The sequence below is a fragment of the Bacillus sp. FSL M8-0350 genome (assembly GCF_038593345.1).
GTDB classification, from domain to species: Bacteria; Bacillota; Bacilli; order Bacillales; family Bacillaceae; genus Bacillus; species Bacillus safensis.
Map to the genome: position 1 here is coordinate 2,652,759 of NZ_CP151985.1, position 18,940 is coordinate 2,671,698.

At 43.1% G+C, this 18,940-nt stretch carries 17 protein-coding genes and 1 riboswitch; of the genes, 1 reads left to right on the top strand and 16 read right to left on the bottom strand.

From position 1 onward, the window contains the following. Positions 1–52: 52 nt before the first annotated feature. The 4 genes from NSS80_RS13925 to NSS80_RS13940 all read right to left on the bottom strand — a co-directional run bounded on the left by NSS80_RS13925 (position 53) and on the right by NSS80_RS13940 (position 3,808). Entirely contained in the window at positions 53–514 is a 462-nt protein-coding gene (locus NSS80_RS13925) for a thioesterase family protein (RefSeq protein ID WP_065214556.1), read from the bottom strand. A gap of 121 nt (positions 515–635) precedes the next feature. Further along, positions 636–1,400: a succinate dehydrogenase iron-sulfur subunit gene (sdhB, locus tag NSS80_RS13930; RefSeq protein ID WP_034279749.1), complete on the bottom strand. Its 765-nt coding sequence runs from the start codon at positions 1,398–1,400 to the stop codon at positions 636–638. A gap of 1 nt (position 1,401) precedes the next feature. Beyond that, positions 1,402–3,162, bottom strand: coding sequence for a succinate dehydrogenase flavoprotein subunit (gene sdhA / locus NSS80_RS13935; RefSeq protein WP_034279746.1), 1,761 nt, complete (start codon positions 3,160–3,162; stop codon positions 1,402–1,404). Between the two features lie 37 nt (positions 3,163–3,199). After that, complete coding sequence (locus tag NSS80_RS13940; protein WP_024423213.1) at positions 3,200–3,808, bottom strand: succinate dehydrogenase cytochrome b558 subunit; 609 nt, start codon at positions 3,806–3,808, stop codon at positions 3,200–3,202. Positions 3,809–4,091: 283 nt separating this feature from the next. Between NSS80_RS13940 and NSS80_RS13945 the strand changes: the two genes are divergently transcribed. Continuing rightward, complete coding sequence (locus NSS80_RS13945) at positions 4,092–4,535, top strand: YslB family protein (RefSeq protein WP_317221892.1); 444 nt, start codon at positions 4,092–4,094, stop codon at positions 4,533–4,535. Positions 4,536–4,689: 154 nt separating this feature from the next. Here NSS80_RS13945 and NSS80_RS13950 read toward each other — a convergent pair whose 3' ends face one another. From NSS80_RS13950 to NSS80_RS14005, 12 genes are all read right to left on the bottom strand, one after another. Next, positions 4,690–5,925, bottom strand: a complete 1,236-nt coding sequence (locus NSS80_RS13950; protein WP_034279740.1) for an aspartate kinase — start codon at positions 5,923–5,925, stop codon at positions 4,690–4,692. Positions 5,926–6,058: 133 nt separating this feature from the next. Then, positions 6,059–6,236: riboswitch (Lysine riboswitch) on the bottom strand. 61 nt (positions 6,237–6,297) lie between these two features. Beyond that, a complete protein-coding gene (gene uvrC, locus NSS80_RS13955; RefSeq protein WP_024423216.1) occupies positions 6,298–8,070 on the bottom strand; it encodes an excinuclease ABC subunit UvrC in 1,773 nt (590 codons plus the stop codon). Positions 8,071–8,209: 139 nt separating this feature from the next. Continuing rightward, positions 8,210–8,524: a thioredoxin gene (gene trxA, locus NSS80_RS13960; RefSeq protein ID WP_007501629.1), complete on the bottom strand. Its 315-nt coding sequence runs from the start codon at positions 8,522–8,524 to the stop codon at positions 8,210–8,212. Positions 8,525–8,770: 246 nt separating this feature from the next. Then, a complete protein-coding gene (locus NSS80_RS13965) occupies positions 8,771–10,249 on the bottom strand; it encodes an alpha-N-arabinofuranosidase (RefSeq protein ID WP_041115053.1) in 1,479 nt (492 codons plus the stop codon). 75 nt (positions 10,250–10,324) lie between these two features. Beyond that, positions 10,325–11,302, bottom strand: a complete 978-nt coding sequence (locus tag NSS80_RS13970) for an electron transfer flavoprotein subunit alpha/FixB family protein (RefSeq protein WP_317221891.1) — start codon at positions 11,300–11,302, stop codon at positions 10,325–10,327. Positions 11,303–11,345: 43 nt separating this feature from the next. Next, positions 11,346–12,119, bottom strand: a complete 774-nt coding sequence (locus NSS80_RS13975) for an electron transfer flavoprotein subunit beta/FixA family protein (RefSeq protein WP_034279727.1) — start codon at positions 12,117–12,119, stop codon at positions 11,346–11,348. A gap of 31 nt (positions 12,120–12,150) precedes the next feature. After that, positions 12,151–12,930, bottom strand: a complete 780-nt coding sequence (locus NSS80_RS13980; RefSeq protein WP_025092456.1) for an enoyl-CoA hydratase — start codon at positions 12,928–12,930, stop codon at positions 12,151–12,153. Between the two features lie 26 nt (positions 12,931–12,956). Then, positions 12,957–13,541 carry a TetR/AcrR family transcriptional regulator gene (locus NSS80_RS13985; protein ID WP_024427175.1) on the bottom strand — a complete coding sequence of 195 codons (585 nt, stop codon included), beginning with the start codon at positions 13,539–13,541 and terminating at the stop codon, positions 12,957–12,959. A gap of 168 nt (positions 13,542–13,709) precedes the next feature. Next, positions 13,710–15,428: an AMP-binding protein gene (locus tag NSS80_RS13990; protein ID WP_342498329.1), complete on the bottom strand. Its 1,719-nt coding sequence runs from the start codon at positions 15,426–15,428 to the stop codon at positions 13,710–13,712. A gap of 99 nt (positions 15,429–15,527) precedes the next feature. Then, positions 15,528–15,983, bottom strand: coding sequence for an immunity 63 family protein (locus tag NSS80_RS13995; protein ID WP_034280732.1), 456 nt, complete (start codon positions 15,981–15,983; stop codon positions 15,528–15,530). A gap of 162 nt (positions 15,984–16,145) precedes the next feature. Continuing rightward, positions 16,146–16,550, bottom strand: a complete 405-nt coding sequence (locus NSS80_RS14000; protein ID WP_008345990.1) for a DUF350 domain-containing protein — start codon at positions 16,548–16,550, stop codon at positions 16,146–16,148. 14 nt (positions 16,551–16,564) lie between these two features. Further along, positions 16,565–18,922: an endonuclease MutS2 gene (locus tag NSS80_RS14005; protein ID WP_041115123.1), complete on the bottom strand. Its 2,358-nt coding sequence runs from the start codon at positions 18,920–18,922 to the stop codon at positions 16,565–16,567. Between the last annotated feature and the right edge of the window lie 18 nt (positions 18,923–18,940).

Genomic DNA, 18,940 nt, shown 5'->3' on the forward strand with positions numbered 1-18,940 from the left:
ATGATCCTTTTATTATACCAAATGAAGCTTACACGATGATGAGGGCTCTATATTATTTATTTCGTTGAGCTTGAAATGTCTCTTTTTCTTCCTCTGTAAATGGGACAGGTGCGCCTGTTTCTTTATTAATTTGCACCATGGTGACTGAGCCGGTAAAGCATGGTTCCTGCTGCTCGTTTTCTCCTAAATAATGAAGGATAAGTGAGCTTGATCCGACTTTTTCCGGCTTTACATACACACGAAGCCGCTCCCCAATCTCCACCTGTTTGATGTAATCACATTGCAGGTTTGCCACGACTGTAATCGTCTCTTTCACACGTTTCATTCGTTTATCCACAATTCCTGTTTTTTGAAAAAAGGCAATCCGTGCTTCTTCAAAATATACAAAAGGGGTGACATTGTTCATATGGCCAAACATATCCGTTTCTGAAAAACGGACAGTCGTTTCGACATAAAATCGAAAGGATGCTCTCCATTCTTCAAACGGTTCTTCAATATATGACGGAAGTCTCACTTCATCATCTCCTTATTCATCAATAAACGCCTCTCCCATATTGGAAGAGGCGTTTATTTTGTGTTCCATCCAGCCTCTTGTAAACACTCATCATGATTGGCAAAGAGGACTGAATGTGATGTTATTCTGCGTGATCGCTTCCGAAGAAGTTACGGAAAGCTTGTAATGTTGTATCTCGGTTAAGTGCTGCAATTGACGTTGTCAGCGGGATTCCTTTCGGACAAGCCTGCACACAGTTTTGAGAGTTCCCGCAGTTCGCAAGACCGCCGTCTCCCATAATTTCTTCTAGACGGTCTGACTTATTCATCGCACCTGTCGGATGTGCGTTAAATAGACGAACTTGCGAAAGCGGTGCAGGGCCCATAAAGGAAGACTTATCATTCACGTTTGGACAAGCTTCAAGGCAGACACCACATGTCATACATTTAGAAAGCTCATACGCCCATTGACGTTTTTTCTCAGGCATTCTTGGTCCAGGTCCAAGATCATATGTGCCATCGATCGGCACCCATGCTTTTACTTTTTTCAAGGAGTTGAACATGCGGCTTCTATCAACCTGCAAGTCTCTCACGACCGGGAATGTCTTCATCGGCTGAAGACGGATCGGCTGATCTAACTTGTCAATCAAGGCTGTACATGACTGGCGCGGTTTTCCATTAATGACCATAGAACAAGCTCCGCACACCTCTTCAAGACAGTTCATGTCCCAGTTGATCGCCGTTGTTTTTTCACCTTGTTTATTGACCGGGTTACGTCTAATTTCCATGAGTGCGGAAATGACGTTCATATTTGGGCGGTAAGGGATTTCGAATTCCTCATCATAAGGCTTTCCATCTGCTGTATCTTGACGTGTGATTATGAATTGAATTGTGTTTTTTTCACTCATCTTATTTCTCCACCTTTTTCTTCGAGTAATCTCGTTTACGAGGTGCAATTAACGATACATCGACGTCCTCATAGTGGAATGCAGGCTTTTGATTTTTCCCTTTGAACGTAGCCATCGTTGTTTTAAGGAATTCTTCATCGTTTCTTTCTGGGAATTCCGGTTTATAGTGTGCGCCTCGGCTTTCATTCCGGTTATAAGCCCCGATCGTAATGACTCTTGCCAGCTGAAGCATGTTGTCAAGCTGACGCGTGAAGGCAGCGCCTTGGTTGCTCCATGATGCGGTATCATTGATGTTGATCTTCTTGTAGCGCTCCATTAGTTCTTCGATCTTCTGATCTGTTTTTAAGAGTTTGTCATTGTAACGAACCACTGTCACGTTATCCGTCATCCATTCTCCAAGCTCTTTATGAAGCACGTACGCATTTTCTGTTCCGTCCATGCTGAGGATGTTGTCCCATTTCTCCTGCTCTTTCTTCACGGCGCTGTCAAATAGTGCAGAAGAAAGGTCTTCCGCAGATTTTTCAAGACCGCTAATGTACTTCACCGCATTTGGTCCAGCGACCATTCCGCCGTAAATTGCAGAAAGAAGTGAGTTTGCACCAAGTCTGTTTCCGCCGTGCATTGAGTAATCACATTCTCCGGCAGCGAATAGACCTTTGATATTCGTCATTTGATCATAATCGACCCATAATCCGCCCATTGAGTAATGAACAGCTGGGAAGATTTTCATCGGCAGCTTACGCGGGTCGTCACCCATGAATTTTTCATAGATTTCAATGATTCCGCCAAGCTTAATATCAAGCTCTTTTGGATCTTTGTGAGAAAGATCGAGATATACCATGTTCTCTCCGTTGATGCCAAGCTTTTGCTCGACACATACGTCAAAGATTTCACGCGTTGCAATGTCACGCGGTACAAGGTTCCCGTATGCTGGGTATTTTTCTTCAAGGAAGTACCAAGGCTTCCCGTCTTTATACGTCCAAACACGTCCGCCTTCACCACGAGCCGATTCACTCATGAGACGAAGCTTGTCATCTCCTGGGATCGCTGTCGGGTGAATTTGAATGAATTCTCCATTTGCATAATGCGCACCTTGCTGATAGACGATGGACGCAGCAGATCCAGTGTTAATCATGGAGTTCGTTGATTTACCGAACACGATTCCAGGACCGCCTGTTGCCATGATGACTGCATCTGAACGGAAGGATTCAATTTCCATTGTCGTCAAGTTCTGCGCGACAATCCCGCGGCACACTTCCTCGTCGTCTAAAACAGCGCCAAGGAATTCCCAGCCTTCATATTTCGTGACAAGTCCTGCTACTTCATAGCGGCGAACCTGCTCATCCAGTGCGTATAATAGCTGCTGGCCTGTTGTAGCTCCAGCAAACGCTGTACGGTGGTGCTGTGTTCCCCCGAAACGGCGGAAGTCCAATAATCCCTCTGGTGTTCTATTAAACATAACACCCATACGATCAAGTAAATGGATAATGGACGGCGCTGCTTCACACATTGCCTTTACTGGCGGCTGGTTGGCTAAGAAATCTCCGCCGTATACCGTGTCATCAAAATGCTCATAAGGTGAATCCCCTTCACCTTTTGTATTAACCGCTCCGTTGATTCCGCCCTGTGCACATACAGAATGCGAACGTTTCACAGGTACGATTGAAAATAGTTGAACAGCTGTTCCCGCTTCTGCTGCTTTAATAGTTGCCATGAGACCAGCTAAGCCGCCTCCGACAACGATGATGCTAGAATTACTCATTGTAGCCCCTCTCCCTCTTCTACTAATCTATTTCCTCTTAAACAAAAGCGAAAATTGCTCTTAGCCCTACATATGAAAGCGCTATAAATATACCTAATGTCACATATGTGGAGATTCGTTGTGAGCGTGGTGAAACGGTAATTCCCCAGCTGACAGCAAATGACCACAAGCCATTAGCAAAGTGGAAAATAGTAGATAAAACGCCGACAATATAGAAGCCTAGCATAAATGGAGAGCTTAAAATATTCGCCATCATGTCATAGTTGACTTCAGCTCCAAGCTGAGCTTGAATTCGTGTTTCCCATACGTGCCAAGAGACAAAAATCAATGTGATAATACCTGAAATCCTTTGCAGTCTGAACAGCCAGTTTCTTAAGTAACTGAAGCGAGACGTGTTGTTTTGTGCCGTAAAGGCTATGTACACCCCATAAACAGCATGATAGATCAGTGGTAAGAAAATCACGAACAGCTCAAGTGCATATCTGAAAGGAAGCTGTTCCATAAAGTGTGCAGCTTTGTTAAACGCCTCAGGTCCATTCGTCGCAAAGTGGTTAACCACTAAGTGCTGTATTAAAAATAGACCGACCGGAATGACGCCAAGCAAAGAATGCAATCTCCGATAAAAAAATTCTTTGTTCCCCGACATTACTTTACCCCCTAGTAAAAAAAGTGCAATTGCTTGAAAATTGTCTTACCCCCGCTTCTTTCAATTGTAAGCACTTTATTCAAATTTATTGACAATTTCATTTTACTCCTATGTCAAAAAAGCGTCAAGAAACCGCGTACATAAATTAAAATTTTCCGAAATTTAAAAGTTTTAAATCAAAATTCGTTTTACTACAATAAGAATTTCTTAGACTTCAGGGAAAACTCTGTCATCATATGCCCACATAAGCTATAATAAATTGTTGAAAGAGGGGAGCCGTACAATGAATAAATTCGAATCTAACTTAGAACAGCTAAAAGAAATTGAAGTCAATGGATTTGCCTACGAGCTGATACGCGAAGTTCTGCTGCCTGATATTCTTGGTCAGGACCATTCATCTATGATGTATTTTGCGGGTAAACTGCTTGCTCGTAAATTTCCTCAAGAGTCATGGGAGAAGATCCCCGAATTTTTCCATGATGCCGGATGGGGGACTCTCACAATGGTCCATTCGAAAAAACAGGAAATTGAGTTTGAGCTCGAAGGTCCACTAGTATCAAATCGACTCATCTATCAAAAGGAGCCATGCTTTCAGATGGAAGCGGGTTTTATTGCTGAACAAATTCAGCTTCTGAATGAGCACGTGGCTGAATCCTATGAACAAGTGAAAAAGCGTGCTGAGAAAGTCATTTTAACCGTTAAATGGGATTTAAGAGACCCTAGCTAATACTCTTGATAAAAGGCGCGGACTTCAGGTCACGCCTTTTTTATATGTCTACATCTATCATAGCATACTTAATGAATGGGTTTACGCCCGTTTCAGCCGACTCCATATAGAAAAAAGAGGCGACCCTCTTTCATGAGAGCACCTCTTTACCTTTTTAAGAATGAGCTGCGGCGCTCACCTTTGATAAATCAAACGCATCATGCAGCGCTTCAACCGCTTTGACCATATCATCACGGCCGACCACTGTTGAGACTTTGATTTCAGACGTACTGACCATTTTCACTTGAATGTCTTTTTGCGCTAACACAGCAAACATTTCAGCAGCTACGCCTGGGTTTGAGACCATCCCAGATCCCACAATGGATACTTTCGCTAATTTGCTTTCTGTCTCAATCTGCTCGTAGCCAAGCGCCCCTTTATATTCTTCTAATACTTCAACTGTTTTGGACAAATCATCCGTTTTGACAGAGAAAGAGATCGACGTCTGATTGGTGCTTGTGACAGACTGAATGATGATATCAACATTGATATTCTGTTTCGCAAGCGTCGTAAAAATGGTCGATAATGTTGTTAAACCGCTTGAAAGTCCGCACACTGTCACACGTGTAATCTGATCTTCAAATGCAATGCCTCTGACGACTAAATTTTGTTCCATGGATGATTCCTCCTCAATTAACGTACCCGATTCATTTTCAATACTAGAACGGACTTCTAGCGGGACTTGATAATTTTTCGCAAATTCAACAGCTCTTGGATGCAGAACGCCAGCTCCTAAATTAGCCAGCTCAAGCATCTCATCGTATGAAATGCCTGCAAGTTTCCGCGCAGATGGTACATAACGCGGATCTGTTGTAAACACTCCTGGTACATCTGTGTAAATATCACATTTATCAGCTTTTAGTGCGGCAGCCAGTGCCACAGCAGTCGTATCTGATCCGCCGCGGCCAAGTGTTGTGATATGTAAGTCATCTGCAATTCCTTGGAAGCCTGCCACAACAACAACTTTCCCCGCACTTAATTCCTCTTTTATTCTTGATTCATCAATGTCCACGATTCTTGCATTTCCGTGTACATGCTCTGTTTTCATACCAGCCTGCCAGCCTGTAAAGGAAATGGCATCATAACCTCTTCTTTGGAGCGCCATCGCTAATAATGAAATGGTCACCTGCTCACCAGTTGCGAGCAGCATATCCATCTCTCTTTTGCTTGGATCGTCTGTGAGTTCTTTCGCTAAGTCTACTAGAACATCCGTTGATTTGCCCATCGCTGATACAACCACAACCACATCATGTCCTGCCTCGCGTTCAGCGATCACTCTCTCTGCGGCATTGCGAATTTTTTCTGCCGACCCAACGGAAGTTCCGCCAAATTTTTGTACAATTAGTCCCATGTCTACCACCCTTTTTCAAAAGTTCACGTGTGAGAGAAGAGGCAGCTTTGGAGACTGTCCGCTCACTGCAAATAAAAAAGCAATGAGAGAACAAATCTCCCATTGCTTTAAAATCATCATTAAACGATGCAAACAATGAGATAGCCCTCCAAGAAATGAATTCTTGACAGCCCTACATTTCTTCAATGTACAGCCAGCGAATAAAATGAGTGGATTTTATTCACTTCGGCGACGCTCCCCTTTCAGCCCTCTTCTTAGATCCCATCGATCTCCGAAGGCTTACTCTTGAAGTTCGCACCTCTATCTTCAACAAACAACACGTTCATTTATTAAATTAGTCACATCTTAACAGACTTTCGGTAAAAGTACAATCTATTTTTTTAATGCTTCCATTAAAAGTTCAGCCGTCTGTTTCGGAATGCCAGCCTCCTGAAAGTCTTGGATAGAGGCTTCTTTCATCTTTTTCACAGAGCCAAAATGTTTGAGGAGCTGTTTTTTACGTTTCTCTCCGATACCTGGTACATCGTCTAAAATAGACTGGAATGCATTTTTTCCGCGCAGCTGCCGGTGAAAGCTAATGGCGAACCGGTGCACTTCATCTTGAATGCGCTGCAATAAGTAAAAAGCCTGGCTATTCCGCTCCAGCGCAACAATTTCAAGTGTATCTCCCATCATGAGATTTGAAGTCCGGTGTTTTTCATCTTTTACAAGACCTGCGACTGGGACAGACAGATTCAATTCATTTTCAAGCACATCGATGGCTGCGTTGATCTGTCCTTTCCCTCCGTCAATTAAAATTAAATCTGGCAGCGGCAGTTCATCCTTTAACACGCGGGTATATCGTCTTCTAATGACCTCACGCATGGATGCATAATCATCTGGCCCTGAGACAGTTTTAATTTTGTATTTTCGGTATTCCTTTTTATAGGGCTTCCCGTCCTGAAAGACGACCATGGCAGAAACCGGGTCTGCCCCTTGAATATTTGAGTTATCAAATGCCTCGATTCTGTATGGCATATAAATATTAAGTGCATCCCCGAGCTGTTTCACCGCACCAATTGTCCGCTCTTCATCACGCTCAATGAGCGAAAATTTTTCTTTTAAGGCGATTTTGGCATTTTGATGGGCAAGTAAAAGTAAATCCTTTTTCTTTCCTTTTTTCGGCTGGTGAACGTTCGTCTCAAGCAATTGCTCAATCATCTCTTGATCGACACTGTCAGGCACCAGAATTTCCTTCGGCAGAAAATGGTTGTTCTTTTCATAAAATTGCCCCATAAACGTGAGGAACTCTTCCTCAGGGTCCTGATACATTGGAAACAGGCTGACATCACGTTCAATCAATTTCCCCTGTCTGATGAAGAAAACTTGGACACACATCCAGCCTTTATCATAGGCATAGGCAAAGACATCTCGATCTGATAAATCACTCATCGTCATTTTCTGTTTTTCCATCGTTGAGTCAATATATGCGATTTGGTCTCTTAGTTCCTTTGCCCGTTCAAACTCTAAATTTTCAGCAGCTTCCTGCATCTTTTCGGTGAGTTCTTTTTTGATTTGCTGATGTCCTCCGTTTAGAAACCTTGTGATTTCATCCACGAGCTGCTTATTCGTTTCTTCGGAAATGTCATACACACATGGCGCAAGACATTGTCCAAGATGATAATAAAGACAGACGCGGTCAGGAAGGGTGGCGCATTTTCTCAGTGGATATAAGCGGTCGAGCAGCTTTTTCGTTTCTCGAGCTGCTTGTACGTTTGGGTATGGACCGAAATATTTCCCTTTGTCCTTTTTTACATTGCGGGTGACGATCAGCTTGGGATGGCGTTCATTCGTAATTTTTATAAATGGATACGTCTTGTCATCCTTGAGCATAACATTGTATTTCGGGTCATATTTTTTGATTAAATTCAGCTCTAAAATGAGCGCCTCGATATTAGAAGAGGTGACAATGTATTCAAAGTCTTCAATTTCACTGACAAGCCGCTGCGTTTTGGCGTCATGTGATCCAGTGAAATAAGAGCGCACCCTATTTTTTAAAACCTTTGCCTTTCCCACATAAATGATCGTATTTTGTCTATCTTTCATTAAGTAACAGCCTGGTTGATCCGGCAGGACTGACAGCTTTTCTTTGATTAGTTTGTTCATCTTTTCATCCGTCCTTGTTTTCCTCTTTCACTCCTTCTAGTGTATCACGAACATTTGTTTTATACCATGTTGAAAGAAAAGCGGCTCTCGTCTTTACGAGAACCGCTTCAATGATTATGCCGCTTGGACATAGATCGGTTTATAGATGTTTGTTGACAAGCTCAGCAAGTGCTTCTTTTGGTTTGAAACCGACAGAAGTTTCTACAACTTCACCGTCTTTTAAAACAAGAAGTGTTGGGATACTCATAACGCCGTATTTACCAGCAGTTTCTTGGTTATCGTCTACATCAATTTTTACAATTTTCATTTTGTCGCCCATTTCTTGATCAAGTTCTTCAAGAACTGGAGCAATCATTTTACAAGGTCCACACCATGGTGCCCAAAAGTCTGCAAGAACAACACCTTCTGCAGTTTCTTGTGAAAATGTTGCGTCAGTAGCTTTTACGATTGCCATTATTCATTCCTCCAATGTAAATTATGCTTTTTAGTATAGCATCTACCAATGTGACTTGCGAATGAAATGCTTACGAATCATTTTTTAGGAAATGAATTAAAAAACAAACCGTATAATCGCACCAATAACAACAATCGCACCGATGATCATAAGAATGGTTCTAAGCATATGACATGACACCCTTTCCGCTTCATTTACAATGTATGATGCCCCAACATTCTTCTCATCAAACATCGAAATATGCAATTAAGCGAGGTCGACAGTTATCATGACCACTGACATTGGCGGCAGCTCCACCGTTAATTCTCCGGACTTTACAGCCATTTGCTCAAAGTCTTTTGGCTGAACAGAATGAGGATCATCGAATGTATTATGGGCATTCATGCGATCAGCCGTCAGTACACGTCCAGTGACTTTCGTTTGTTCTTCAATCCCTGCAATGGCAAGGGATATCTCTGTTTGTTCATGCGGATTCAAGTGACAGTAGCTAATATGCATCTTCCCTGATGAACGCGAGGCTGACACACTGACCTGAGGAATTTTTTCACCTCTTCGTTCATACGGCGGTGAAACGAACTCCACTTCAAGCGCTTCTTCCTCTTGATGCACTTGAAACATGTGAAATACATGATACGTAGGTGTCAGAAGCATCTTTTCATCCTTTGTTAATACCATCGCTTGCAGCACATTGACCGTCTGAGCAATATTTGCCATATGAATCCGCTCGCAATGGCGATGAAAAATATGAAAATGGAGGGCGGCCACAAGGGCGTCTCTTAGTGTGTTTTGCTGATATAAAAACCCAGGATTTGTCCCTGGCTCTGGGTCATACCATGTCCCCCATTCATCAATAATCATCCCGATTCGCTTGTCTGGGTCATAACGATCCATGATTTCTCCATGGTCTTCGACAAGCCGTTCCATCTCATAGGCCTTTTTCAGCGTGATAAACCATTCATCCTCATCGAATTCAGTCGCTGATCCTTTCTTCTCCCATGTACCCGGTACGGTGTAATAATGTAAACTGAGCCCATCCATCCACGGTGCGGCCCGCTCCATCAATACTTTCGTCCAATTCACGTCATTAGAGTTCGCGCCGCAGGCGATTTTATAAATACGCTGCCCTGCAAACTCTCTTACGTACGTTTGATAGCGTTTATATAAATCTGCATAGTATTCAGGCGTCATATTCCCGCCGCAGCCCCAGCTTTCATTGCCTACACCAACATAGGTCAGCTTCCAAGGTTCTTGTTTTCCATTTTTAATGCGCCAATCTGACATAGGTGTCCCTTTTGGAAATGTCATGTATTCGACCCAATCGGCTAATTCTTGAACAGACCCGCTTCCCACATTGCCGCAAATGTAAGGTTCACATTCAAGCAGCTCACACAATGCCATAAATTCATGCGTACCAAATGCATTGGATTCAACCGTACCACCCCAATGGGTATTGACCATTGGCTTTCGTTCACTCAGCTCACCTACACCATTTGCCCAATGATACTCGTCTGCGAAGCAGCCCCCCGGCCATCTCAGCACCGGAATATGTAATGCTTGAAGGGCCTTCAGTACATCGGTACGAATCCCTTCAATATGATCAATCTCTGAGTCTTTTCCTACCCAAATCCCGTCATAAATTCCTCTTCCTAAATGCTCCTGAAAATGCCCATAAATGTGTTTAGAAATGCGTCCAATCACGTCATTGACTTTTACTGTCCCCTTCACTTGTCAACCGCTCCTTTTCTTCTTGATCACATACAAAAAAACCCAGAATACCTAGGCATTCTGAGTGTATGAGCGTTACGAGTGGATATTCATCTTTTTTAACTCTTCATTCAAAAGCGGTACCACTTCAAACAAGTCACCAACAATTCCATAATCGGCGATTTTGAAGATTTCCGCTTCTGGGTCTTTGTTGATGGCCACAATGACTTTACTGTTAGACATTCCCGCTAAATGCTGAATCGCTCCTGATATCCCGCATGCAATATAAAGATCAGGTGTGACGACTTTTCCCGTTTGACCAATTTGCAGGGCATAATCACAATAATCAGCGTCACAGGCTCCGCGCGAAGCTCCGACTGCTGCCCCCAGCGTCTCAGCGAGTTCATTCAGCGGTTCAAAGCCTTCCTTGCTCTTAACCCCGCGCCCTCCAGCAACAATGACCTTTGCTTCTGATAAATCTACACCTTCTGACGTTTTTTTAATGACTTCCTTCACGATCGTCCGAAGGTTTTGAATGTCGACAGAAACTGGTGTGACTTCTCCGCCTCGTGACGTATCCCGCTCAAGTGGTGCCACGTTATTTGGCCGGATGGTTGCTAGAAGCAGACGGTCTGTCGAAATGACTTTTTCGAAGGCTTTTCCAGAGTAAATCGGTCTAGTGAAAACAAGATGTTCACCGGTAACGCTTACATCAATCGCATCTGAAATCAAGCCAGTCTGGAGACGTGCGGCTATTTTCGGCGACAAGTCTTTTCCGATAGATGTATGGCCAAAGAGCACAGCATCTGGATCAACCTGATCTAATATGGCTTGAAGCGCCTGCGCAAAACCATCTGACGTATAATATGAAAGGTGCGGATGCTCCACAATCATGACATGATCCGCTCCATAGTAAAGCAGTTCATCTGCTAGGCTTTTGACGTCATCCCCTATTAACACGCCAATGACCTCGCCGCTCTCTGCCACTTTGTGAGCGGCAGCAATGGCTTCAAATGTCACATTTCTTAATTTACCGTCACGACTTTCTCCAAGTACAACAACTTTTTTACTCATCTTCAAGCTCCCCCTTGTTCTCGTGATATCGTAAAGTGGATGTTTAGATGACTTTTGCTTCATTTCTGAGTAGATCTGTCAGTTCTTTGACTTGATCCTGAAGCTCGCCGCTCAGCACCTTGCCACCCTCTTTTTTCTCCGGTAAGAAACGTTCAATTGTTTTGATTTTATATGGTACATCGTCTTCATCCAGATCTAAATCATCAAGTTCCAATTCTTCTAAAGGCTTTTTCTTTGCCTTCATAATGCCTGGTAATGATGGATAGCGAGGCTCATTGAGTCCTTGCTGAGCTGTGACGACAAGCGGGAGTTCGGCAGAAATGACTTCCACATCCCCCTCTGCATCTCGTTCAATCGCCGCAGAGCCGCCGTCAATTTGAATACTTGTTATCGTAGTCACATATGAAAAACCGAGTAATTCAGCAAGACGCGGGGCTACCTGTCCAGAGCCGCCGTCAATTGCTACATTCCCTGCTAAGATCAAGGAAGCCTCTTTGTCTTTTAAATAGTGATAAAGAATGGTAGAAGCTGAATATTGGTCCCACTCTTCTAAGTCATCTTCGACGTTTAACAAGACAGCTTGATCACAGCCCATAGCAAGCGCTGTTCTCAGCTGTTTCTCTGCATCCTCACCGCCAACTGTCACAACGGTCACTTCTCCCCCGTGCTCATCGCGAAGCTGAATGGCTTCTTCAATGGCATACTCGTCATAAGGATTAATAATGAACTCTGCTCCATCTTCTTGAATTGCACCAGACTGAATCGAAATTTTCTCTTCCGTGTCAAACGTACGCTTCATCAAAACAAATATATTCATTTATTTCTCCCCCTTGTGTCGTACTTATCCCTTATTCCCCTTTAAAATTCGGTTTGCGCTTTTCAATAAAGGCCTGGATGCCTTCTTTGGCGTCATTTGATTGGAAAACCTCACCAAATTTTTTGGCTTCCAGCTTCATTCCGCCGTCATATGAATACAGTTTTGTGGCGTTCAATAAATCAAGCACATATTCAAGTGATTTAGGGCTTTTCGCGGCAAATTTCCCCGCAAGTGTTTTGGCCGCTTCGAGCGCTTCTTCCTCTGTTTCTGCCAGCTTTGTAACAAGGCCGCACGTAAATGCTTCTTCACCTGTAATCGGTTCAGCTGTTCCCATCATTTCAAGTGCTTTAGCAGAACCAACGTAGCGCGGGAGACGCTGCGTGCCGCCGAATCCTGGAATAATGCCAAGGTTTAGTTCTGGCAGTCCAAGCTTTGCATCTTTTGTTGCGATTCGGATATCACAAGACATAGCAAGCTCAAGGCCCCCGCCTAATGCTGCTCCGTGAATCGAGGCAATGACTGGCTTTGGACACTGTTCAATCCGTTCAAAGACTTGCTGTCCTCTATCAGCGAGGCTTGCATAATCAGACTCTTCCTGTAAAGTCGTAAATTCTTTAATATCAGCACCTGCTGAGAAGAATCTGCCTTCTCCGTGGATCACAATCGCTCTTACTTCTTCATTCTGTTCGAGCTTATCGAACATGTCATTAAGCTCAGTGAGCAGCTGAGAGGATAAGGCATTTGCAGGCGGGTTCTGAATCGTGATGAGCGCTGTCTGTCCTTCATGATGTAAGCTGAGTATTTTTTCCATGTCAATCATCCTTTTTCACATTGTCTTTAGGATTGATGTATTCCGTTTAACAGCAGATCATGTACACTTTCTGCGAGTGCAGGCAGATCATATTTTTGATCATTCATGACCCATGTTGTTGCGGTTTCATCAATCGTCCCAAATACCATTTGTCTTGCTAAGCGGACATCTAAATTTTGTCTGAATTCTCCTGTTTTCTTTCCTTCTGTTAAAATCGACTCGAGCATATTTAAATACCCTTTTAGCACCTCATTGATTTTTTGCCGCAGCTCAAGGTTTGACTGCCTGAGTTCAAGCTGTGTCACAAGAGCCAAATGATGATTTTGCGCCAGCATGCGAAAATGCTCCTCGATCAACAGTAGAAGCTTTTCTTTTGCAGACGGCTTCTTTTGAATATCTGTCTCCATCCGTTCGATGAATTGTCCCATTTTTTCTTTGAACAATGAGATGAGAATATCCTCTTTGTTTTTGAAATAAAGATAAATGGTTCCGTCTGCCACCCCTGCTTGTTTCGCAATCTTTGAAACTTGTGATTGATGATAGCCGTTCTCCGCAATCACCACAACTGCAGCATCAATAATTTGCATGTACTTCGGTCTTTTCTGCTTCAATGTGCTTCGTCCCTTTCTAAATTGAATGAGCATTCATTCATAACTTTATGTTAAAAAGAAACGGGTGATTTGTCAAGTGATCTTCTTCTTTCTTTTCAACCTTTATCATACCAGAGCAGACGGTCATCATTCAAATCATCCGGCCGCTCGACCGGATGATGAAGGTCGTTATTTCTTCAATTGATCGACAGGTGTCTCAGATGATGAAGCTTGCTTTCTTTTTTCTTCTTCAATTAATACTCTGCGCAAAATTTTTCCGACAGCCGTTTTAGGCAGTGATTCTTTAAATTCATACACGCGCGGTACTTTAAATGAAGCAATTCTCGTTCTGACAAAGCGATCGAGTTCATCCTCTGTTAAATAAGCATCCTTTTTCGGCACAACAAACGCTTTTACTGTTTCTCCTCTATAAGGATCTGGTATGCCTGCGACAACGGCTTCTTGTACAAGCTCATGCTCATAAAGGGCTTCTTCGACCTCTCTTGGGTAAATATTATAACCGCTCGCAATAATGACATCTTTTTTCCGGTCACCGATATAGAAAAAACCGTCCTCATCCATATACCCAATATCTCCAGTGAAAAACCATCCGTCCCTTAATACAGCTGCTGTCTCCTCTGGCTGATTCCAATAGCCTTTCATAATTTGCGGCCCTTTGACGATAATTTCTCCGTGCTCATACGGCTCTTTAAGGCCACCCGTTTCCTCGCAATAAATGCCTGCGTCTGTCCCAGGCCACGGACAGCCAATGCTGCCTGTTTTGTTCGCTCCCCATAAAAAGTTAGAATGGGTCACTGGCGAAGTTTCTGAAAGACCATACCCCTCAACTAAACGCCCTCCTGTTAATTTCTCAAAGCTCTGTTTGACTTCAACAGGAAGAGCCGCCGAGCCGCTTAAACATGCAGTGATGGACGACAGATTATACTTTTCAATGTTCGGATGATGCAGCAAGGCAATATACATGGTGGGTGCACCTGGAAAGAGCGTCGGTTTCTGTTTTTCAATCGTTTTGAGGGTATCAGCTGCGTCAAATCGCGGAAGGAGAATCATTGAATGCCCTTCTTTCACAGCAAGGTTTAATACGGTCGTCATTCCGTATACATGAAAAAACGGAATGATGCCAAGGATTCGTTCTTTTCCTCTTGTCGTTTTATACATCCAAGAAGCGCACATTTCAGTATTCGCTAAAATATTTTCATGCGTCAGCATGACCCCTTTTGGTAAACCAGTCGTTCCGCCTGTATATTGCAAAACAGCGACATCCTCTTTCGGTTCAAAGGCAAGCGCCGGAATCTGTTCTTCTGACGATTCTTTCATAATTTGTGAGAAGTGATGAATGGTCTCGCTTTTCTCTACTTGGATGACCATTTTATTTTTTCTTTTTTGGACGATAGGAAACAGAATGTTTTTCGGAAATGGTAAATAATCCTGTAGTTTGGTGATGATCAAGTGCTCCATACTTGTCAGCGCTTTCATTTTATAGGCCTTTGGATACAATAAATCCAGTGTAATCAGCACTTTTGAGCCGCTGTCCCCCATTTGATATGCCAGTTCTTTCTCCGTATAAAGCGGGTTCGTTTGAACAACGATGCCGCCTGCAATTAAAACAGCATAATAAGAAATGACAGATTGAGGACAGTTTGGCAGCATGATTGCTACTCTGTCGCCTTTTTTCACGCCAATTTTCATCAGGTGACCAGCTAGTTTCAATGCTTCTTCCTGGAGCTGTTCATAGGTGATGTTTTTTCCTAGAAAATGAATGGCTGTATGCTCAGGTGCAGCCTCTGCGGAGCTGAATAAGTAAGATTGTAACGTCTCATTTGGAATGGTGAGTTCGTGGGGAATTTGATTCGGGTAATGCAGAAGCCAACGTTTATCTGACTGCATAAAACCCCTCCTTCCTGAACTTTCGTACTATTTTATTATAGCAAACTTTTCCTTAAGGCAGTTTTCTTTTTTCAAATAGAGCTTGGTTCCATGGCATCTTTACTTCTTTGCCGGTGTTTCGATCGATGCTCTTTTTCCTTCATGATGCCACTGTTCATATAATCCACCAATTGCACGAAATGACTCATTTACTCTCTCCACGATCTGTTGATGGATACTCGGGTCATTAGGTAAATGCGTCTGGATGTTGTCGACTTGATACTGCCTCATCATATCTATGTAGACTGTAAGAAAGATTGTGTCTTCTAAAATCCAGTAAATGACTTCATCCGCCGCTTTTGTTCTTTTATGCAGCATTTGGATTCCTCGTTCATATTGAATAAGAATATAGCCACTCGGATCGATTTGAATATAAGGGCTCAAATCATCAAAAAATCCAGTCGTTTGAAATGGACGTGCAATATACGGTTCGTATATGTCTCTTGGCAGGGAAGTCATTTGGAGACAAGTATCAATTCGCTTTATGAGTTCGTCTTTTTGCAGAATTTGCTTCATGTGATTCACCGCCTTCTGGTGAGATAAAAGCTGCCAAGGAATCCCTGACAGCTTTCTCACTTTGTCTTCTTCATTTCACAGGAACATGTAAACGGCACCAATGACCGCAAAAGTGCAGGCAACTACGATTAATACTTTTGCTAGCTTTTCCATGTCGTCTCCTTAAATGCCGGCTGCTACTACATAAGACAGCCCAACTGAAATAATGAGTGAAATAAACCCGACCGCTCTATTATCATTCTCAATTTCTTTGTCTACTTTAAATCGTGGTGTTAAAAATTCAAAAATGAAATAGCTGACAAGCAGCATCACAAAGCCGTATACGCCCCATCCAATCATTTGCAGAAGGGAATTGTGCTGTGCGATAGAATGCTGAAACACATTCGCAATCCCAAAGATCTTTCCGCCTGTTGCCATGGCAACAGCTAAGTTCCCCCGCTGGATCTCTTCCCAGTTTTTATAGGAGGTAACGAGTTCAAAAATGGTTAGAAATAAGACAAGACATAGGACGGCCACGCTGTAATAGGCGGCAATTTCCACAAGTTCATTTTCCCAAAAGGCTTTCATGCGTTTTCTCCTTTTTACTTTAATTCGACGATGGTAACGCCTGATCCTCCCTCGCCTTGTTCCCCAAAACGAGCATTTTTCACACTTCGGTGCTGTTTCAGTAATTCCTGAACCCCTTTTCTAAGGGCGCCAGTTCCTTTTCCGTGAATGATTGACACACGCGGATAACCAGCTAAGACAGCATCATCTAAATATTTCTCGACTCTGCTTAAGGCATTTTCATAACGCTCTCCCCTTAAGTCAAGTTCAAGCGATACATGATAGTCTTTTCCTTTGACTGCCGTAATGGCTTTCTCCTGCTTAAATTCAGGTGCTGATTTGATAAATTCCATGTCTTTTTCTTTTACTTTCATTTTCAGAATGCCCATTTGGACACTCCATTCTTTGTCACCTGTTTGTTCAAGCAGCGTTCCTTTTTGCCCGAAGGTGAGCACTTTCACTTCGTCGCCTGATTTTAGCTGTCTTGCTGCTTTTTTCACCGGCTCTGGCTTTTTCTTCCGGTCAAACTCAGGGACTGCTTCTTCAAGACGCTTTCTCGCATCGATGAGTTCATGTTCTTTGAATGAGCGATGCTCATTTTTTATCGACCGAAGCTCTTGAATAATATCTTCTGCTTCTTTTGAGGCTTGTTCAATTTTTTCTGCCGCTTTTTGTTCAGCTTCTTCTAGCAGTTTGTCCTTTTGCTCATTCCATTCAAGAATTTGTCTCTGCAATTCTTTATGAAGCTTTTCTGCTTCTTTTCTATAGATTTCTGTCTCATGCAGCTCTTCTTCTGCTTGTTTCTTGCTGTCTTCTAATGAAGCAATCATTTGGTCTACTTCATTATGTTCGGCATGCATATCCGCTTTTGCGCGGTCAATGAGGTGATCTGGCAATCCAAGACGTTTAGAAATTTCAAATGCATTACTTCGTCCGGGCACACCGATGAGCAAGCGGTACGTTGGTGATAAGGTTTCAATGTCAAACTCCACACTCGCATTTGTGACACCTTCTCGGTTATACCCGTAAGCCTTCAGCTCAGGATAGTGAGTCGTTGCAATGACGCGTGCATTTGTTTGATGCACTTCATCTAAGATACTCATGGCCAGCGCGGCACCTTCAGCAGGGTCTGTTCCTGCCCCTAATTCATCAAATAACACGAGTGAGTTAGATGTCAAATTCTTTAAGATATCCACAATATTGACCATATGAGATGAGAATGTACTCAAGCTTTGCTCAATCGACTGTTCATCTCCAATATCAGCAAAGACTTGGTCAAATACCGCCACTTCTGATCCTTCTTCAACTGGAATATGAAGGCCTGACTGCGTCATCAGCGTAAGAAGACCAAGCGTTTTTAAGGTAACTGTCTTACCCCCTGTATTTGGGCCAGTAATGACGATGGTTGAAAAATCTTTGCCGAGCTCAATGTCATTTGCCACAACCTGATCCCTAGGCAATAGAGGATGTCTTGCCCGCTTTAAATAAATCTCCCCTTGATCGTTCACAGCAGGCTTTGTGGCTTTTTCTGCCTTTGCATATTTTGCTTTAGCAAAAATAAAATCTAACGTCTGAAGCTCCTTTACATTGTGAAGCAGTTCCTCAATGTGTTCTGACACACTCTCTGTCAGCATTTGCAGGATCTTTTCGACCTCTTGTTTTTCTTTTAAACGGGTTTGCTGCAAGGTGTTATTTAAATCCACGACCACTTGCGGCTCGATAAAAAGGGTTGCCCCAGATGATGACTGATCGTGAACAATTCCGCCGTAATTCGAGCGGTACTCCTGCTTTACCGGAATCACAAACCGATCATTACGAATGGTGACAATCGTGTCTGACAGCATTTTTGAAGCAGATTGTGAGCGAATCATGGATTCTAATTTATCTCGAACTTTTGATTCAAGTGAACGTAATTGTATGCGCAATGAACGAAGTGCCGGGGTGGCATGGTCGAGAACTTCTCCATTATCACCAATACAGCTTTCGATTTCTTTTCTGACTTCAGGCAGTAAAATCAGTGTCTCTGCATATGTATGAAGTCGTGGTATGTCTACACCATCTTCATACATGGACTTGAGAAATTGCTTCATATTCTTCACAGCATATAATAGTCCTGCAATTTCCATGAGCTCAGACGGGCTTAATGTACTGCCGATTTCTGCCCGTTTGACCCCGCGTCTAATATCCGTCAGCCCGCCAAATGGCGCCGATCCCTTTAAGCGGATAACATCCTGTGCTTCTGCTACCTCTTCCAGCAAATGCTGAATGGTTTCTATATCCGTCAGCGGCGTTAAATCCTGCGCTCTTTCTTTTCCTAATGAGGATGCGGTATAGGACATGACTTTTTCTTTTACTTTATGAAATTCTAATGATGCTAACACTTTTTGTTGCAGCATGGTCCAGCCTCCTAA